Here is a 13,124-nt window from a genome sequence, read left to right as displayed (position 1 = left end):
TTCAGAGTTTGAGAAATGCGTAAAGATTCAGCATTTAACGCGTTCGCTGCGAAAGCACCTGCTGCTTATCCAGCTTTTTCACCAACGGCTGCACCACCTTATCCCCATGCTGACCAAAATATTGATACAACGTATCGGACGCGCTTTTGGTGAGCACCATAATCTCAATGCGCCGGTTACCCGCGCTTTGCGGATTTTTGGCATCCAGCAGCATCTGGTCCGCCATCGCGCTCACCTGCATTACTTTATCTTCCGGCATCCCGGCGTCTTCCAGCACCCGACGGGCCGAGAGCGCGCGGTCACCCGAAAGGTTCCAGTTGTTGTAGATATTGCTTTTATAGGCCATCGCATCGGTATGCCCGGTAATAATAATTTTGTTATCGAGCGAGTCGAATACCGGCGCGAGCTCCACCAGCAGCGTTTTAAAGAACGGCATAATCTTCGCGCTGCCGCGTTCAAACATATTGCGGTTCTGGTCATCTTTAATCAGCACGCGTAATCCCTGCGGAACAATCTCCATCTCCAGATTGGCTTCCATATGCGCATCGCGGGCGATGGTGTTGATACTGGTCGCCAGCTCGCCAAGCTCAGTGGCGGACTTCTTCTTCAGTAGCGCCGTTTTCTCGTTGACGTCGCGGGCTTTTTTCTCCGTCTCTTCCGGCACCGCCACGGTGGCAGGTTTCAGCGGATGCGTCGGGCTGATTTTATTTAACGGCGATAGCCCGCCGCCGTTGAAAATCGACTGCCCGTGCAGCGCGGCGATAATGCTTTCACGCTCGGATTTACTGACGCTGTTGACAATCAACTTTATCGTCGTCACCAAAGGGGCCGAGCGTATTTCCGAGGTTTCTGCCCGCTTTACCCTGGACGCGATGCCCGGCAAACAGATGGCGATTGACGCCGATCTTAACGCCGGGTTGATCAACCAGGCGCAGGCGCAGACCCGCCGCAAAGATGTTGCCAGCGAGGCCGATTTCTACGGCGCAATGGACGGGGCATCGAAATTTGTGCGCGGGGATGCCATCGCCGGGATGATGATTCTGGCGATCAACCTGATTGGCGGCGTTTGTATCGGGATCTTCAAATACAACCTGAGCGCCAATGCCGCCTTCCAGCAGTATGTCCTGATGACCATTGGTGACGGGCTGGTAGCGCAGATCCCTTCCCTGCTGCTCTCTACCGCGGCAGCGATTATCGTCACCCGCGTCAGCGACAACGGCGATATCGCCCATGATGTGCGCCACCAGCTGCTGGCAAGCCCGTCGGTGCTCTACACCGCCACCGGGATTATGTTCGTGCTGGCGGTGGTGCCGGGAATGCCGCACTTCCCGTTCCTGATGTTCAGCGCCCTGCTTGGTTTTACCGGCTGGCGAATGAGCAAACGCCCGCAGGCGGCGGAGGCGGAAGAGAAAAGCCTCGAAACGCTGACCCGCACCATCACCGAAACCAGCGAGCAACAGGTCAGTTGGGAAACCATTCCGCTGATCGAGCCCATTAGTTTAAGCCTCGGTTACAAGCTGGTGGCGCTGGTGGACAAAGCGCAGGGTAATCCGCTCACCCAGCGGATTCGCGGCGTGCGGCAGGTGATTTCCGACGGCAACGGCGTGCTGCTGCCGGAGATCCGCATTCGGGAAAATTTCCGCCTCAAGCCCAGCCAGTACGCCATTTTCATCAACGGCATTAAGGCTGATGAAGCGGATATTCCGGCGGATAAGCTGATGGCTCTGCCCTCCAGCGAAACCTACGGCGAGATTGACGGCGTGCTGGGGAACGACCCGGCGTATGGGATGCCGGTGACCTGGATTCAGCCCGCGCAGAAGGCGAAGGCGCTGAATATGGGGTATCAGGTGATCGACAGCGCCAGCGTAATTGCCACACATGTGAATAAGATTGTGCGCAGCTATATTCCTGATTTGTTTAACTATGACGATATTACTCAGCTGCATAACCGTTTGTCGTCGATGGCACCGCGCCTGGCGGAGGATTTGAGTGCGGCGCTGAATTACAGCCAGTTGCTGAAAGTGTACCGGGCACTGCTGACCGAAGGCGTTTCCCTGCGCGATATCGTCACCATCGCCACCGTGCTGGTCGCCAGTAGTACCGTCACCAAAGATCATATTCTGCTGGCGGCCGATGTGCGCCTGGCACTGCGGCGCAGCATTACCCATCCGTTCGTTCGCAAGCAGGAGCTGACGGTGTATACGCTGAATAATGAGCTGGAAAACCTGCTGACCAACGTGGTGAATCAGGCGCAACAGGCTGGCAAAGTGATGCTCGATAGCGTGCCGGTGGACCCGAATATGCTCAACCAGTTCCAGAACACGATGCCGCAGGTGAAGGAGCAGATGAAAGCCGCAGGTAAAGACCCGGTGCTGCTGGTGCCGCCGCAGCTGCGCCCATTGCTGGCGCGTTATGCGAAGTTGTTTGCGCCGGGGTTGCATGTGCTGTCGTATAACGAAGTGCCGGACGAGCTGGAGTTGAAGATTATGGGGGCGTTGAGTTGATTGAGGATTCTTTTCCATACTTTGCAGCACCTGACACCATTAATTGACGTCACACTGCAAAGAGACTACGATGACACCATACAATGACGTCATGGATTGATAGTATGATTAAGGTCAGCGCGCTAGGCTCTCGTCATAGAAAAACATTCGACGATGTAATGACGGAGCCGCCAAAATCTGGAATTAAATGGGATGATGTTGTTGCTCTCATTAAAGCGGTGGGTGGATCAATAAAAAATAACAACGGCTCCAGACGAAAATTTCAGATTGGAACGACCAAATTCAGCACACATGAGCCGCATCCAAAGAATGTGATGGATAAAGGCGCAGTAGCAGGTCTTAAGGAGTGGTTTGTTAACTGTGTAGGGGTAGATTATGAATAAAGCATCGAACATTATCACAATTAAAGGTCAACCAGCCGCAGTGACATTTGAAGCCGATATCAACGCATTTCGCGGCAAGTTCCTCAATGTAAACGGTTATTGTGACTTTGTAGCCACAAGTATTGAGGCATTATATCGTGAAGGCGAAAGCGCTCTGGATGAGTGGATGGCGGATTGTGAAGAGGACGGTATTGCCCCTTTTCGTGAAGAAGAAGAGCAAAAACGCCTGACGCTTCGTGTGCCGCATCACATCGATTCGCGGCTGACCATCGTCGCCAGACAACATTCCATTTCAAAAAACCAGCTCATTATTGATGTCTTAGAACGTGAGTTTTCAGCCCAGATGTAAACAGGTCGGATGCCGCGTGGCATCCGACCTGTTGCCAGTTCGTCAATATTACCCATTTACAAAATCGTCTCTTCCGTCAAAATCCGCCGCGCGCCTAAAAAATGATCCTGCCAGAAAGGTTCAGCTAACCGACTTACCCGAATGGTTTCCCCGGTGCGCGGCGACTCGATAAACTGACCGTCTCCCAGATACACGCCCATATGGTCGGCAATCTCGCGGCTGTGAATATGGAAAAACAGCAAATCTCCCCGGCGCAGGTCGTTATTTGCCACAATGGTTGCCCGACGGTAGTGATACATCTCATTGGCCGTGCGCGGGAGTTTCGCCTCGAGGATCTTGTTGTAGGCATAAAAAACCAACCCGCTACAGTCGAAGCCTTGATCGGGTCGCGTGCCACCCCAGACGTATGGCTTGCCAAGCTGCTGCTCCAGACGGTGAATCGCCACTTCGGTGATATTATGCAGGTGGTTACTGCTGAGGAAATGATTGTTTTCCGCCAGCGCCTGCCAGCGTCTGTCACTCGCCTTGAGCGGCGCAGGAAACCATTCTGGATGCTGTTTTATCTGTTCGCGGTTGTGTTGCCGCAGTGCCCTTCTGCTTTCGGCATTGCCTTCCACAATATAGCTGGCCTGCTTTTTCAGATGAATTTGGTACTGTTTTAATAAACGCGCACGGTTTTGCATCCGCTGGCGGGCGGCGTAGCTGAAAGAGATATGTGATGTGGTGGCGCTGGCGAGTAAAGGGAGCAAAACGCATAACGAAAACACGCCTGGATGCAGAAATCTGCCGAGCAAGAACGAAGACATGAAGGACATAAACCGGCTGAATGAAGGTGAGAATTTTAAAAGACCGGAGGAGTAAACGGGATTATTAATTGCTTATTTGCATATTACTATTGAGGTTTCATAATCTTAGGAAATAAATGATACATGCGCTTTTCGGACTAATGAAAACTGCCCTTGTGCTAAATTTGTAAACCCTGCGCCGACAGGCTTGCGTAAAACTCTTTTGGTGATAATGTGAGCCTTCCAAATCCAGACTATTCCGATTTGGGATCCATTTTGCCGTCCTGGCGTGTGTAACCGTTTTATCAAGGAATAAGCAGTATGCGTAAAATCGCATTAATTCTTGCGATGTTGTTGATCCCGTGCGTTTCGTTTGCCGGTTTGCTGGGCAGCAGTAGCTCGACCACGCCAGTGAGCAAAGAGTATAAGCAGCAGTTGATGGGATCCCCTGTCTACATCCAGATCTTCAAGGAAGAACGTACGCTCGATCTCTACGTCAAAATGGGCGAGCAATATCAGCTGCTCGACAGTTATAAAATCTGTAAATATTCCGGCGGCTTAGGGCCAAAACAGCGTCAGGGCGATTTCAAAAGCCCGGAAGGGTTTTATAGCGTCCAGCGTAATCAGTTAAAACCAGACAGCCGTTACTACAAAGCGATTAATATTGGTTTCCCCAATGCCTATGACCGTGCGCATGGTTATGAAGGGAAATACCTGATGATCCACGGCGATTGTGTTTCCATCGGCTGCTACGCAATGACCAATCAAGGTATTGATGAGATCTTCCAGTTCGTTACTGGTGCGCTGGTGTTTGGTCAGCCGAGCGTGCAAGTGAGTATTTACCCGTTCCGCATGACCGACGCCAATATGAAGCGCCATAAATATTCCAACTTTAAGGACTTCTGGGAGCAACTGAAGCCGGGTTACGACTACTTTGAACAGACCCGTAAGCCACCGACCGTTTCTGTGGTCAATGGCCGTTACGTGGTCAGCAAGCCGTTAAGCCACGAAGTTGTGCAGCCACAACTGGCATCAAACTACACGCTCCCCGAGGCAAAATAAGCGCCATTCGCCTGGCATAATCTTTTGCCAGGTTTCATTGCCCGTCAGCGGCTGTGTCGCAATCACCGTGACCACATCATTCGGTGTGGTCTGCGAGCTGAAGTCGATTTCCACATCCTGATCCAGCAACGTTGCCACGCCAAACGGCGCGCGGCGGGTGATCCAGTGTAAATTAGTCGAGCAATACGCCATTACATAGCGCCCGTCAGAAAGCAGCATGTTGAAAACGCCCTTCTGCCGCAGTTCATCCGCCAGTGAGGCGATATATTTAAACACTGCCGCCATGTTGCCCGGTGTGCGTGGGTAACGCTGCGTTAATTTATGCAGCAGCCAGCAAAAGGCTTTTTCGCTGTCGGTTTCACCTACCGGGCGGAAGTTGCCGGTTTCCAGTGACTTGTACCCCGTCAGTTGCCCGTTATGGGCATAAGTCCAGTTGCGTCCCCATAACTCGCGGGTAAACGGATGAGTATTTTCCAGTGCCACCTCGCCCCGATTCGCCTGGCGAATATGAGCAATTACCGAGCAGGATTTGATTGGATAGTCCTGGACCAGTTTAGCGATAGGGGAATTAAAGCTGGGTTGCGGATCTTTAAATGTGCGACAGCCTTTACCTTCGTAAAAGGTAATGCCCCAGCCATCTTTATGTGGCCCGGTTCCACCACCACGCTGCACCAGACCGGTGAAACTAAAGCAGATATCGGTAGGGACGTTAGCGCTCATCCCGAGCAATTCGCACATGGGTAACCTCCACAACAGCGGGAGCGCATGGCCCCCGGCGAAGATTGATTTAAGAATTTTCAGGTCGGATGCAGCGTGAACGCATTATTCGGCCTACGGTTCGGGTACAGATTTGTAGGCATGATAAGACGCGTCAGCGTCGCATCAGGCATCAGCGCACAAGTGCCGGATGCGGCGTAAACGCCTTATCCAGCCTACGCCAGACTTACTTAACCATCTCTTTTTCAATTAACTGGATCAGGATATGGATCACTTTAATGTGGATCTCCTGAATGCGGTCGGCATAACCAAAGTGCGGAACGCGAATTTCGATATCCGCCGCGCCAGCCATTTTGCCGCCGTCTTTACCCGTCAGGGTGATCACTTTCATCCCCTTCTCACGCGCCGCCGAGATCGCTTTGATCACGTTTGCAGAGTTACCAGAGGTGGAGATCCCCAGCAATACATCGCCTTCGCGACCTACCGCTTCAACGTAGCGGGAGAAAATATCATTGAAACCGAAATCATTACCGACGCAGGAAATATGACTAACGTCAGAAATAGCAATCGCCGGATAGCCCGGACGGTTTTCACGGTAGCGCCCCGTCAACTCTTCGGCAAAGTGCATGGCGTCGCAATGGGAACCGCCATTACCGCAGGAAAGCACCTTACCACCGGCTTTAAAGCTATCTGCTAACAGGACCGCCGCGCGCTGAATGGCGTGAATATTGGCGTCATCTTTTAAAAAGTTAGCCAGCGTTTCCGCCGCTTCGTTCAGTTCGTTACGAATAAGATCCTGGTACATGAGGATATCCTTCAGCATAAATGTAATAGACAAAATGCAGTGTACCGGATACCGCCAAAAGCGAGAAGTACGGGCAGGTGCGATGACCAGGACTTTTTGACCTGAAGTGCGGATAAAAACAGCAACAATGTGAGCTTTGTTGTAATTATATTGTAAACACATTGCTAAATGTTTTTACATCCACTACAACCATATCATCACAAGTGGTCAGACCTCCTACAAGTAAGGGGCTTTTCGTTATGATGATTTTGAGTATTCTCGCTACGGTTGTCCTGCTCGGCGCGTTGTTCTATCACCGCGTGAGCTTATTTATCAGCAGTCTGATTTTGCTCGCCTGGACAGCCGCCCTCGGCGTCGCTGGTCTGTGGTCGGCGTGGGTACTGGTGCCTCTGGCCATTATCCTCGTACCGTTTAACTTTGCGCCTATGCGTAAGTCGATGATTTCTGCGCCGGTATTTCGTGGATTCCGTAAGGTGATGCCACCGATGTCACGCACTGAAAAAGAAGCGATTGATGCAGGCACTACCTGGTGGGAAGGCGACTTGTTCCAGGGTAAGCCGGACTGGAAAAAGCTGCATAACTATCCGCAGCCGCGCCTGACCGCAGAAGAGCAAGCGTTTCTCGACGGCCCGGTAGAAGAAGCCTGCCGGATGGCGAATGATTTCCAGATTACTCATGAGCTGGCTGATTTGCCGCCGGAGCTGTGGGCGTACCTTAAAGAGCATCGCTTCTTCGCGATGATCATCAAAAAAGAGTACGGCGGGCTGGAGTTCTCGGCTTATGCCCAATCTCGTGTGCTGCAAAAACTCTCCGGCGTGAGCGGGATCCTGGCGATTACCGTCGGCGTGCCGAACTCATTAGGCCCGGGCGAGCTGCTGCAACATTACGGCACTGACGAGCAGAAAAATCACTATCTGCCGCGTCTGGCGCGTGGTCAGGAGCTCCCTTGCTTTGCACTGACCAGCCCGGAAGCGGGTTCCGATGCGGGCGCGATTCCGGATACCGGGATTGTCTGCATGGGTGAATGGCAGGGCCAGCAGGTGCTGGGGATGCGACTGACCTGGAACAAACGCTACATTACGCTCGCGCCAATTGCGACCGTGCTTGGGCTGGCGTTTAAACTTTCCGACCCGGAAAAACTGCTGGGTGGCGCAGAAGATTTAGGCATTACCTGTGCACTTATCCCGACCACCACGCCAGGCGTGGAAATTGGTCGTCGCCACTTCCCGCTGAACGTACCGTTCCAGAACGGACCGACGCGAGGTAAAGATGTCTTCGTACCGATCGACTACATTATCGGCGGACCAAAAATGGCCGGGCAAGGCTGGCGGATGCTGGTGGAGTGTCTCTCCGTGGGCCGCGGCATCACCCTACCTTCCAACTCAACCGGCGGCGTGAAATCGGTAGCACTGGCAACGGGCGCGTATGCGCACATTCGCCGTCAGTTCAAAATCTCTATCGGTAAGATGGAAGGGATTGAAGAGCCGCTGGCGCGTATTGCCGGTAATGCCTACGTGATGGATGCTGCGGCATCGCTGATTACCTACGGCATTATGCTCGGTGAAAAACCTGCCGTGCTGTCGGCTATCGTTAAGTATCACTGTACCCACCGCGGGCAGCAGTCGATTATTGATGCGATGGATATCACCGGGGGCAAAGGCATTATGCTCGGGCAAAGCAACTTCCTGGCCCGTGCTTACCAGGGCGCACCGATTGCCATCACCGTTGAAGGGGCCAACATTCTGACCCGCAGCATGATGATCTTCGGTCAGGGAGCGATTCGTTGCCATCCGTACGTGCTGGAAGAGATGGAAGCGGCGAAGAACAATGACGTTAACGCATTCGATAAACTGCTATTCAAACATATCGGCCACGTCTGCAGTAACAAAGTTCGCAGCTTCTGGCTGGGCCTGACGCGCGGTTTAACCAGCAGCACACCAACCGGCGATGCCACTAAACGTTATTATCAGCACCTGAACCGCCTGAGTGCCAACCTCGCCCTGCTTTCTGATGTGTCGATGGCGGTGTTGGGCGGCAGCCTGAAACGTCGCGAACGCATCTCGGCACGTCTGGGGGATATTTTAAGCCAGCTTTACCTCGCCTCTGCCGTTCTGAAGCGTTATGACGACGAAGGCCGTAATGAAGCCGATCTGCCGCTGGTGCACTGGGGCGTACAGGATGCGCTGTATCAGGCTGAACAGGCGATGGATGATTTACTGCAAAACTTCCCGAACCGCGTGGTTGCCGGGCTGCTGAATGTGGTGATCTTCCCGACCGGACGCCATTATCTGGCACCGTCTGACAAGCTGGATCATAAGGTGGCGAAGATTTTACAAGTGCCTAACGCCACCCGTTCACGTATTGGTCGCGGTCAGTACCTGACGCCGAGCGAGCATAACCCGGTTGGTTTACTGGAAGAGGCGCTGGTGGATGTGATTGCCGCCGACCCAATTCATCAGCGGATCTGTAAAGATCTGGGTAAAAACCTGCCGTTTACCCGTCTGGATGAACTGGCGCATAACGCGCTGGCGAAGGGGCTGATTGATAAAGATGAAGCCGCTATTCTGGTGAAAGCTGAAGAGAGTCGTCTGCGCAGTATTAACGTTGATGACTTTGATCCGGAAGAGCTGGCGACGAAGCCGGTAAAGTTGCCGGAGAAAGTGCGGAAAGTTGAAGCCGCGTAATTGAATAACGGAGCCGAAAGGCTCCGTTTCTTTATCCGCTAATTATTTAAAATTAAAGCCATCCGGATGGTTTTCCAGGCTGCCGGTCAACGCCGCGAATAGCACCGTTTTACCATCAATCGAAAGCGCATCATTCACATTCAACCAGGTGAGTTTCTCTTGCGAGGTTTTCTCATCAATGGTCGAGAACAGCCCCGTCATCTGATTAGATTTCTCGGACCACATCACAGCGATACGTTGCGAGCCACAGTCATGCGGTTTGCACGCGCTCATCACCTGATACGTCTCATCTCCCAATGTCACGGTTTGTGCGGGGGTATAAGTACCGCCTTTCATCACCCAGGCTGGCAGCTTATGCCCTTGCACCATCTGACTAAATGCAGCGTTGGTGGTTTCGCCCTTTGCAAGGCTGCTAATGGTTAAATCATCCTGCGCCATTGCACTGGTGGCGATGACCAGAGCGGCGACTGTTGTTATTGCCTTAAACATCATTCCTCCCGAGCTTATCCTGCCCATGTTATTAACCTCCTAAAGCCTGGCGACAACACGATAATTTGCAAATCAGATATTTCCAATATCAGCATTTGTTATCAATTTATTCTGCGCTAAGGCAACTGCCTGATAAGGTGTTAAAGTTATAAAACCCTTCGCATAAAGGAGTTGTACACCGTGCCTGGTTTGAAGATTACGCTTTTGCAGCAACCACTGGTGTGGATGGATGGTCTTGCCAACCTGCGCCATTTTGATCGTCAACTGGAAGGTATTACCGGGCGCGATGTGATCGTTCTACCGGAGATGTTTACCAGCGGCTTTGCCATGGAAGCGGCAGCTTCGTCGCTAGCACAAGATGACGTAGTGAACTGGATGACAGCTAAAGCGCAGCAGTGCAATGCGCTGATTGCAGGCAGTGTTGCATTACAAACGGAGTCTGGTTCGGTTAACCGCTTTTTGCTGGTTGAGCCGGGCGGCACGGTACATTTTTATGATAAGCGTCATCTGTTCCGAATGGCAGATGAGCATCTGCATTATAAAGCGGGCAATGCGCGAGTGATTGTGGAATGGCGCGGCTGGCGTATTTTGCCGCTGGTGTGCTACGACCTGCGTTTTCCGGTGTGGTCGCGCAATCTCAACGATTATGACCTCGCCATCTACGTCGCCAACTGGCCTGCCCCACGCTCTCTGCACTGGCAGGCATTGCTGACAGCCCGCGCGATTGAGAATCAGGCGTATGTGGCGGGATGCAATCGCGTCGGCAGCGATGGCAACGGCTGCCATTATCGCGGTGACAGCCGGGTGATTAATCCACAGGGCGAGATTATCGCTACTGCCGACGCGCATCAGGCAACGCGCATTGATGCGGAGCTGTCGATGGCGGTGTTAAGGGAATATCGCGAAAAGTTTCCGGCATGGCGGGATGCGGATGAGTTTAGGTTGTGGTGAGTGGGGGTTGTGTTTAGGGCCGGGGAGAGTTGGGGTATGACTACGAAAGCCCGCTCTCCTGCGACCACTTTTATCATAGGAGTGTGGAAGTGCTTTTCCATCAATCGCGATGACGTCTTTGTCATCTGAAGAATGACATTCACGCATCCGGTTAATAAAGCATTCGTGAAATTATACTGAACGGATACAAGACATAACTCTAATTATGGTGCCGTGAACAGGATTACCATTTTCAAAATTACGATATTATTTGCAGTAATTATGTTATTAATCATTGTGATATTTCCATCTCTGTGATTAATACCGGATACGCATTTAATTGCAGAGTTTGCACGAAATTATCGCAGATAACTGGCAATAACAATAACCCATCAGCCCGCTGCTGTAATACCTCCATTCGTTCTACTGATTCAACATTAACAACCAAACCAAGGGCATTTAGCGATTTAAGGATCTCCAGATGTTCACTCATCCAGCGCAGAGAAAAAGGATCATCACCAATTATAAAAACAGGCCCCCAGCCGGTTAATAACTGGCGTTTCATTACGGAACCAGGATGAAGTCGAGTACATATTACAGGAAATACCCCCTGTTGCGATGGTTCCGATGATGTGGATAATTCAGAAATATTTTCCATTGTTAGTGAAGAATTAACATCCATTAATAATGGTGAAACAACCTCACTTTCCTTGCTAGTAATGGCTGCACTAATCTGAGAGGAAAATAACAATATTATTACGTATAAACTCATTTTTAACATAACAAATTCAATCCGTTTATTCATGTTATAGAATAATGATGCTATAAATCATCATTAATGTTCAATTATTTAATCACACAGTTTAAAAAATCATTGACCAATGTGAATTGGCAATGTACCACTCAAGTTAAAATCACTGAATATTTTATCAATTTCTCTTGCAGTTTCTATATATTTAACCTCTTTCGTACTTGCATTATAAATAGCCCAAGCCTCGGGATGGGATGTTCCACCAAACCTTACAAAAAAACTTGATTTCATATTATTATATAAATTAACATCAGGAAAAGGATCTTCTCCAAAATTAGTAGTATTGAATAATGAAAGTTCGTATCGCTTAGAAAATTCTATTGGTAGGATAGCTTCACTGCCATCAATAGCATTCATCCAGAGTTTGTTACCATTATATTCCAACAATAATCTCTGTTTTGCATGTGTTTTATCTCGTTCTTTAACGACAGCGAATACCTTTTTAACAACCTGCTGTGCGGATGGTCCTATTGTATTACCAAAAGATGGCAACCCGATTTTGCCATAAACACTCTCCTGAATGAAATAAATATCCGTTTTATCGGCCTCGACAATATCTACCATTTATCCCTCCAAACAAGACCTGACTCCAGGACAAGAGCATAGTGTGTAGTAAACACATCATGCTCTTGCCCTGACCATTGAAATAACAACTTTCGTTTGTTTACTGTACGCTGTCTAAATAGCTGCGTGGAATAAAGTTGCACTTTTTATCATCCCTTGTAGAGCAAGATTACGAAAGCCCGCCCCCGCAAGGGCTGACGCGAGGTAGTCTCTGTCCGCAGCTGCTTTTCACATCTTACATCTTGCCCCTGCCTTGAGTATCTTATCTTTCGTTAAAATATTAATAGCGATCTTCCGTATCCCTGAAAATAATTATGCTGCATTTCCTCTTCTTATTTTGAAGTCGTCTTTATTCATTACCACTTCCAGATGCCAGTGCAATTTATTCTCCACTTGCCAGTGATTTCGGTTCGCTGTGGCGAACTTCTCTGCGGTTAAATCAGCAGAAATGCTATAATATCTGACCGTCATTTCGGGATTTTTCTTTTGTTCTGCTATTATTGAGCGAAATGAGACTGCCATGCATAATTTCTTCAGCCCTTTCCATTCAAACGTAAAATCAATAAATTCATCAGAGACATGCAAACAATATGAAGACGGATTTTAATGACATAAGTTGCTCCCTTGTGACGAGTTTTATCATAAGAGTGCCGGAGCGTTTTTCCATCAATTGCAATGACGTCTTTATCATCTGAAGAATGACATTCACGCATCCGGTTAATAAAGCATTCGTGAAATTTTGCAGGACTGATACATGATACAACTCTGGCAATAGTATCGTGAACAGGAATACCATTTTCAAAATCACCATATTGCTTCAAAAAATCGAGATGAGTTTCCCCGAAATCCTCTATATCTTCCCAGCCTTCTGCACCCGAAATAACGGCGCAAATAGTCAACAGTAGAATATCCGATAATTTATGCTCCACTTTCCAGGCTTGTCTGTAATCGGGGATAATAGAAATATGTTCCATCAATTTTTTAAGTTCCATTTTGTTCTCCTTAATTATGTAAGGAGTATTTGATCATGTATAAGCAATA

The 13,124-nt window shown here is 50.0% G+C and carries 12 protein-coding genes and 3 pseudogenes; 6 read left to right on the top strand and 9 right to left on the bottom strand.

Annotation, left to right across the window (positions count from 1 at the left end; genetic code table 11):
- Nucleotides 1-34: 34 nt before the first annotated feature.
- Complete coding sequence (gene lafU, locus QUE74_RS01395) at nt 35-820, bottom strand: putative lateral flagellar export/assembly protein LafU (protein WP_000207580.1); 786 nt, start codon at nt 818-820, stop codon at nt 35-37.
- Between lafU and QUE74_RS01390 the strand changes: the two are divergent.
- From QUE74_RS01390 to QUE74_RS01380, 3 genes and pseudogenes are all read left to right on the top strand, one after another.
- Nucleotides 786-2,504: pseudogene (locus QUE74_RS01390) on the top strand (flagellar biosynthesis protein FlhA); the annotation flags it as partial. The gene lafU and the pseudogene QUE74_RS01390 overlap by 35 nt on opposite strands.
- 104 nt (nt 2,505-2,608) lie before the next feature.
- Nucleotides 2,609-2,887: a type II toxin-antitoxin system HicA family toxin gene (locus QUE74_RS01385; RefSeq protein ID WP_000598759.1), complete on the top strand. Its 279-nt coding sequence runs from the start codon at nt 2,609-2,611 to the stop codon at nt 2,885-2,887.
- Nucleotides 2,880-3,236, top strand: a complete 357-nt coding sequence (locus tag QUE74_RS01380) for a type II toxin-antitoxin system HicB family antitoxin (RefSeq protein WP_001030482.1) — start codon at nt 2,880-2,882, stop codon at nt 3,234-3,236. The genes QUE74_RS01385 and QUE74_RS01380 overlap by 8 nt, the downstream gene beginning before the upstream one ends.
- A 56-nt stretch (nt 3,237-3,292) precedes the next feature.
- Here QUE74_RS01380 and QUE74_RS01375 read toward each other — a convergent pair whose 3' ends face one another.
- A complete protein-coding gene (locus QUE74_RS01375) occupies nt 3,293-4,042 on the bottom strand; it encodes a C40 family peptidase (protein WP_000093943.1) in 750 nt (249 codons plus the stop codon).
- Nucleotides 4,043-4,342: 300 nt separating this feature from the next.
- Here QUE74_RS01375 and dpaA point away from each other — a divergent pair, with 300 nt between their 5' ends.
- Nucleotides 4,343-5,083 (top strand): peptidoglycan meso-diaminopimelic acid protein amidase, encoded by a 741-nt coding sequence (gene dpaA / locus QUE74_RS01370; RefSeq protein ID WP_001225679.1) that lies wholly within the window; start codon nt 4,343-4,345, stop codon nt 5,081-5,083.
- Here the strand turns inward: dpaA and QUE74_RS01365 are convergent.
- Nucleotides 5,054-5,821 carry a class II glutamine amidotransferase gene (locus QUE74_RS01365; RefSeq protein WP_001355142.1) on the bottom strand — a complete coding sequence of 256 codons (768 nt, stop codon included), beginning with the start codon at nt 5,819-5,821 and terminating at the stop codon, nt 5,054-5,056. The two genes, dpaA and QUE74_RS01365, sit on opposite strands and share 30 nt — an antisense overlap.
- A gap of 205 nt (nt 5,822-6,026) precedes the next feature.
- Nucleotides 6,027-6,605 (bottom strand): D-sedoheptulose 7-phosphate isomerase, encoded by a 579-nt coding sequence (lpcA, locus tag QUE74_RS01360; RefSeq protein ID WP_001355141.1) that lies wholly within the window; start codon nt 6,603-6,605, stop codon nt 6,027-6,029.
- A gap of 239 nt (nt 6,606-6,844) precedes the next feature.
- Here lpcA and fadE point away from each other — a divergent pair, with 239 nt between their 5' ends.
- A complete protein-coding gene (gene fadE / locus QUE74_RS01355) occupies nt 6,845-9,289 on the top strand; it encodes an acyl-CoA dehydrogenase FadE (RefSeq protein ID WP_000973100.1) in 2,445 nt (814 codons plus the stop codon).
- 42 nt (nt 9,290-9,331) lie between these two features.
- Here fadE and ivy read toward each other — a convergent pair whose 3' ends face one another.
- Nucleotides 9,332-9,778 carry an Ivy family C-type lysozyme inhibitor gene (gene ivy, locus QUE74_RS01350; protein WP_001355140.1) on the bottom strand — a complete coding sequence of 149 codons (447 nt, stop codon included), beginning with the start codon at nt 9,776-9,778 and terminating at the stop codon, nt 9,332-9,334.
- A 180-nt stretch (nt 9,779-9,958) separates the two neighbouring features.
- Here ivy and yafV point away from each other — a divergent pair, with 180 nt between their 5' ends.
- Nucleotides 9,959-10,729: a 2-oxoglutaramate amidase gene (gene yafV / locus QUE74_RS01345; RefSeq protein ID WP_001118006.1), complete on the top strand. Its 771-nt coding sequence runs from the start codon at nt 9,959-9,961 to the stop codon at nt 10,727-10,729.
- Between the two features lie 51 nt (nt 10,730-10,780).
- Here yafV and QUE74_RS01340 read toward each other — a convergent pair.
- The 4 genes and pseudogenes from QUE74_RS01340 to QUE74_RS01325 form a co-directional block, all read right to left on the bottom strand.
- A pseudogene (locus QUE74_RS01340) lies at nt 10,781-10,975 on the bottom strand (ISAs1 family transposase); the annotation flags it as partial.
- Nucleotides 10,976-11,000: 25 nt separating this feature from the next.
- Nucleotides 11,001-11,489 carry an integrating conjugative element protein gene (locus QUE74_RS01335; RefSeq protein ID WP_001355139.1) on the bottom strand — a complete coding sequence of 163 codons (489 nt, stop codon included), beginning with the start codon at nt 11,487-11,489 and terminating at the stop codon, nt 11,001-11,003.
- Between the two features lie 90 nt (nt 11,490-11,579).
- The gene (locus tag QUE74_RS01330) at nt 11,580-12,083 is read right to left on the bottom strand and encodes a hypothetical protein (RefSeq protein WP_000227715.1); all 504 of its coding nucleotides are present in this window, start codon (nt 12,081-12,083) and stop codon (nt 11,580-11,582) included.
- Between the two features lie 228 nt (nt 12,084-12,311).
- Nucleotides 12,312-13,075 (bottom strand): annotated as a pseudogene (locus QUE74_RS01325) (ISAs1 family transposase).
- Between the last annotated feature and the right edge of the window lie 49 nt (nt 13,076-13,124).

It is taken from the genome of Escherichia sp. 10290, assembly GCF_030295155.1.
GTDB lineage: Bacteria > Pseudomonadota > Gammaproteobacteria > Enterobacterales > Enterobacteriaceae > Escherichia > Escherichia coli_F.
This window is presented reverse-complemented; position numbering and strand designations above follow the sequence as displayed.